Below are 5,069 nucleotides of genomic sequence, written 5' to 3'. Positions count from 1 at the left end.
ATCGAAGAGAGCCGCCGTCGGCAGGATCGACGGGGCGCCCTTCCTTGTGTCTCACGCACCGGCTCTTGCTGCCCGAACCCCCTCCCCCTACCCCCCTCCCGCGAGGGGAGGGGGGACAAGAAAGATCAAGATCGCCAGCCGAATCCTGATCTGCCTCGCCCTCCTCCTGGTCGCCGCCTGCGGGGCGATGGTGCAGCCGATGGGGGACGGGACCGCTACCCCGAGGCTGGAGGCCGATGCGGTGATCGCGGCCGACGGCTACCGCCTGCCGCTGCGCAGCTGGGGGCCGGTGGAGAAGCCCCGCGCGGTGATTCTGGCGCTGCACGGCTTCAACGAATATGGCCGCGCCTTCGACGATCCGGCCCGGTTCTGGGGCCAGCTCGGCATCGCCACCTACGCCTATGACCAGCGCGGCTTCGGCGCCACCGCCCGGCGCGGCATCTGGCCGGGGACGCAGACCCTGGCCGCCGACGCCGCCGCGACGCTGCGGCTGCTGGAGGCGCGCTATCCGGGCGTCCCGGTCTATCTGCTGGGCGAAAGCATGGGCGGGGCCGTCGCCATCCTGACGGCGACCGGGCCGGACCACCCGCCGATGGCCGGGCTGATCCTCTCCGCCCCGGCCACCTGGGGCAGGCAGAGCATGGCGACCATTCCCCGGGTGGCGCTGTGGCTGACCCGGCGGCTGATCCCGGCGATGACCTTCACCGGCCGCGATCTCGGCGTCCAGGCCAGCGACAACATCCCGATGCTGATCGCGCTGGGCCGCGACCCGCTGTACATCCGCGCGACCCGGGTCGACACCATCGACGGGCTGGTCGACCTGATGGGCCGCGCCTCGGACGCGGCGGCGGAGATTCCGGAGCCGGCCTTGGTGCTGCTGGGCGAGCATGAGCAGGTGCTGGCGCCGGCCTCGGTGAACCGGCTGCTGCGCCGCCTGCCGCAACGGTCGGACCTGGTCGTCGCCTCCTACAGCCGCGGCTGGCACTGGCTGCTGCGCGATCTCGGCCGGCGCACGCCGCAGCGCGATGTCGCCGACTGGGTGCTGCATCCGGGGCCGAGCCTGCCGTCGGGCGCCGAGCTGCGCGGCCAGGCCCGCCGCGCCATGGCCGACGGTGCGGTCCCGGGATCGGATCTGCAGGCGTCGGGCGGACCCTGACAGAGTCCAGACGCGGCGGAAGGAGGATGGACCGGAGCCACCCCCTCACCCGAAATCGCTACCGCGATTTCGACCTCTCCCCAAGGAGAGGTAAGGGGCGACGCGGCTCATTTCCCTCTCCTCGGGGAGAGGGAGGGGCCCGCCGCGTTGGCGGCGGGAGGGTGAGGGGGAAAGCTACTCGGCGGCGGCCTCGGCCGTGGCCGGGAGCGGCAGCCGCACCGGGCTGAACACCTCCTGGTCCTCCGACACGCCGCGCAGGCTGAACCGGCCCATGGGCTCGGCGTCCACGCCGGCGGCGCGGCGGAAGGGCTCGGTCATCAGCGGGCGGCGGCCGGTGATGCGGCACAGCGCCTCGACCCGGCTGGCCAGGTTGACCGCGGGGCCGATCACGGTGAAGTCCAGCCGGTCGGCGGCGCCGATATTGCCGTACATCACCTCGCCGATATGCAGCGACAGGCCGTAGTCGAGCGCCGGCCGGCCCTCCTCGACCCGCTTCGCGTTCAGCGCGGCCATGCCGTGCTCGGCCACCGCGGCGGCGGTCAGGGCCTTGGTCGCCGCATCCTGCACGCCCTGCTCCTCATCCACCGGGAAGATCGCCAGCATGGCGTCGCCGATGAACTTCAGGATCTCGCCGCCGGATTCCTGCACTGCGGCCGCCATCGTCTCGAAATAGCTGTCCAGCGAGGCGACGATCTCCTCGCGCCCGACCTTCTCGCTCATCGCGGTGAAGTCGCGCAGGTCGCAGTACCAGATGGCGGCATGCAGCGATTCCGACATGCCGCGGCGGATCTGGCCGTTCAGGATGCGGGCGCCGGCGTCGTGGCCGACATAGGTGTCCAGGAGGTCGACCGCGGTGGCGCGCAGGGTGTGGATCTCGACCAGCCGGGTCAGGATCGGCATCAGCCGGTCGATCTTTTCCAGCGCCGCCTCACCGAACCCGTCCTCCGCGCGCGTGGCGAAGGAGATGGCGGAGCGGCGGCCGCTGGTGAAGGCCAGGCCGAACAGGGCGTAGTCGGTCAGCCCCTCGTCGCGGAACTCCTCCAGCACCGGGAAGTCGAGCTGCGCCTTCGGGCCGGTCAGGCGGCGGCGCACGGCATCCGCCCCCTCCTCGATCACCACGCGGATCGGGCTGTCCAGGTATTCGGGCGCGTTGCGGTTCTCCCACAGGCCGCGGCGGCGCTCGATCGCGCCGGTGCCGCGCCAGATATAGGCGGTGCCGAAATAAAGCGGATGCAGGGCGGGAATGATGGCGAGGCCGCGCGCGACCGGGACGTCCTCCGCGACCAGGCGGTTGCAGAACTCCTCGAGCAGCTGGCCGATGTCCCGGATGCCCGGCGCCTCATAGAGGAGCCAGTCCAACGTGGGTGAGCCAGTACAGCTCGTCATCGGATTGTCTTTCTCGATCACGACGCCCATGGTCCGCCCCTCGCAGCACAGCCTCCATCATCTAGGGGTGTCGCGTCCAGATTTCGAGTCAGCCTCTTACCGATGAAAGGAAAAGCTGCCTTGCACGGCGTGCCGAGCCGCGCCGTAGCGGCGTCCTCGGCCCCGCCTCAGCCCCACAGCGCCGGCTCCGGCGGATACACCGTGGCGCCGTCATAGCGCAGGGCAGGATCGTGGTCCTGGGCCAGCAGCAGCGGCCCGTCCAGGTCCACCACCTCCGCCCCCTGGGCCACCAGCGTCGCCGGCGCCATGGCGAGGGAGGAGGCGACCATGCAGCCGACCATCACGCTGAAGCCGCGCTCGCGGGCTGCGGCACGCAGCCGCAGCGCCTCGGTCAGCCCGCCGGCCTTGTCCAGCTTGATGTTCACCATGGCGTATTTGCCGGCGCAGCGGTCCAGGCTGGCGGTGTCGTGGCAGCTTTCGTCGGCGCAGAGCGGGATCGGGCTCTCGAAGCCCAGCAGCGCGTCGTCCTCCGCCGCCTTCAGCGGCTGCTCGATGACTTCCACCCCCAGCGCCGCGAAGGCCGGGCCGAAGCGTTCCAGATGGGCGATCGACCAGGCCTCGTTGGCGTCGACCACCAGCCGGCTGCTCGGCGCGTTCGCCCGCACCGCCTGCACCCGCTCCAGGTCGCCGTCGCCGGTCAGCTTCAGCTTCAGGAGCGGCCGGTGCGCCGATTGCCGCGCCGCCTCGCCCATCCGCTCCACCGTGTCCAGGCTCAGCGTGTAGACGGTGGTGACGGGACCCGGCTCCGGGATCCCGGCCACGGCCCAGGCCGGCACCCCGGCCAGCTTGGCCTCCAGGTCCCACAGGGCGCAGTCGACCGCGTTGCGGGCGGCGCCGGGCGGCAGCAGCGCCTCCAGCCCCGGCCGGTCGGCGCCGTCGGCGATGGCCTGGGCCACGCTTTCGATCTGGGCGGTCACGCTCTCCAGGCTCTCGCCGTAATGGGCGTAGGGCGTGCATTCGCCGCGGCCGACCGCGCCGCCGGCGACGATCTCGGCGATCAGGGTCCGCGCCTCGGTGCGGCTGCCGCGCGAGATGGTGAAGACGCCGCGGATCGGCCACACCGCCTGGCGGACCGACAGAAGGCGGCCGGTCACGCGTGCACCGGGGCCGGCAGCCGGTCGACGATGGCGGCGACGCCGGTGCGCACCGGGTCGACTGTGGGCAGGCCGAAGCGGTCCTCGGCCTCCTTCAGCGCCCGCTCCGCCGCCTGCGGATCCAGCGCCGAGGTGTTGAAGGCCAGGCCGACGACCTTTGCCTTCGGGTTGGTCAGCCGGGCGCAGCGCTCGTTCAGGGCGATGCAGTCGGCCAGGTCGGGGAGGGGAAAGTTCGGCAGGCCGCGCATATGCGGCCGGCCGGGCTCATGGCACATCACCAGCGCCTCGGCCTGGGCGCCGTGCAGCAGGCCCAGCGACACCCCGGCATAGGAGGCGTGGAACAGCGACCCCTGGCCCTCGATCAGGTCCCAATGGTCGGTCTCGGCCTCCGGCGCCAGCCATTCGGTGGCACCGGAGATGAAGTCGGCCACCACGGCGTCGACCGAGACGCCGCCGCCGGCGATCAGGATGCCGGTCTGGCCGGTGGCGCGGAAATCGGCCTTGAAGCCGCGCGCCTTCATCTCGCGCTCCAGCGCCAGCGAGGTGAACATCTTGCCGACCGAGCAGTCGGTGCCGACGGTCAACAGGCGGCGGCCGCGGCGCGGCATGCCGGTGGCGACGTCGAAATCGCGGTCCGGGTGGCGCACATCGAACAGGCTGCGGCCCAGCGCCTGGGCGCGCTGCGCCACCGCCGGCAGGTCGGCGATGCGGTTGTGCAGGCCCGAGGCGATGTCCATGCCGAGCTCCAGCGCCCGCAGCATGGTGGCCTGCCAGGCGGCGGAGATCCGGCCGCCGCGGTTGGCGACGCCGATGATCAGCGTCTGCGCGCCCTTGGCCGCGGCCTCCTCCAAGGTCAGGTCGGGCAGGCCGCAGGTGGCGCGGCAGCCGTCCAGCCGCAGCTGGCCGACGCAGACCTCGCGGCGCCACTGGGCCACGCCATAGGCGGTCTTGGCGGCAAGCTGGTCGGGGGCATCCCCCAGGAACAGCAGATAGGGACGCCGGATATCCACGATGCGGGCTCCTCACCAACGGTCGCGGCGAGTGTAGCGGGAATCCGGGGTCAGGCCAGGATCGGGGCTTGGGGACGTCATAACCGGCGGTGAGGGTGCGCGGCCTCCCGGTCCGCGCGGGATGGGGAGGCCGGGCGGGGTCAGTTCTGGTCCTGCTGCTGCCGCTTGTCGGGCGGCGGCAGCGGGCGCCTTGCCGGCGGTGGGGGCGGCCGATGCTCGGCCTGCGGCTGCGGACGACGCTGCTGCGTCATCTGCGGCGATGGGGCCCGATGGGGCTGCGGCTGGGCCTCGTGCGGCACCGGGCGCGGCGCGGCCGCGGCGTTGCGCGGCGGCTGCACCGGCGGCCGGGCCGCCGGGTGGGGC

General features: G+C 72.6%; 4 protein-coding genes. 1 reads left to right on the top strand and 3 read right to left on the bottom strand.

Going from position 1 to position 5,069, the window contains the following annotated elements; genetic code table 11:
- Positions 1-199 precede the first annotated feature (199 nt).
- A complete protein-coding gene (locus tag BWR60_RS35570) occupies positions 200-1,156 on the top strand; it encodes an alpha/beta fold hydrolase (RefSeq protein WP_230983281.1) in 957 nt (318 codons plus the stop codon).
- A gap of 174 nt (positions 1,157-1,330) precedes the next feature.
- On the opposite strand, the gene BWR60_RS35565 is transcribed toward BWR60_RS35570, so the two are convergent.
- The 3 genes from BWR60_RS35565 to dgcN all read right to left on the bottom strand — a co-directional run bounded on the left by BWR60_RS35565 (position 1,331) and on the right by dgcN (position 4,706).
- Positions 1,331-2,542, bottom strand: coding sequence for an adenylate/guanylate cyclase domain-containing protein (locus BWR60_RS35565; RefSeq protein ID WP_179222082.1), 1,212 nt, complete (start codon positions 2,540-2,542; stop codon positions 1,331-1,333).
- A 167-nt stretch (positions 2,543-2,709) separates the two neighbouring features.
- A complete protein-coding gene (dgcA, locus tag BWR60_RS35560) occupies positions 2,710-3,696 on the bottom strand; it encodes an N-acetyl-D-Glu racemase DgcA (protein ID WP_088158009.1) in 987 nt (328 codons plus the stop codon).
- Complete coding sequence (dgcN, locus tag BWR60_RS35555) at positions 3,693-4,706, bottom strand: N-acetyltransferase DgcN (RefSeq protein WP_088158007.1); 1,014 nt, start codon at positions 4,704-4,706, stop codon at positions 3,693-3,695. Before dgcN ends, dgcA begins: the two co-directional genes overlap by 4 nt.
- Positions 4,707-5,069: the final 363 nt, after the last annotated feature.

The sequence above is a fragment of the Inquilinus limosus genome (assembly GCF_002195995.1).
GTDB lineage: Bacteria > Pseudomonadota > Alphaproteobacteria > DSM-16000 > Inquilinaceae > Inquilinus > Inquilinus limosus_C.
The sequence above is the reverse complement of the archived record's forward strand: the minus strand, read 5'-3'. Positions and strand labels throughout refer to the sequence as shown.

What these genes read in the sequence shown, in the direction of transcription:
- BWR60_RS35570 (WP_230983281.1), top strand. Translation starts at nt 200, where the DNA reads ATGGGGGACGGGACCGCTACCCCGAGGCTGGAGGCCGATGCGGTGATC.
- BWR60_RS35565 (WP_179222082.1), bottom strand. Translation starts at nt 2,542, where the DNA reads ATGACGAGCTGTACTGGCTCACCCACGTTGGACTGGCTCCTCTATGAG.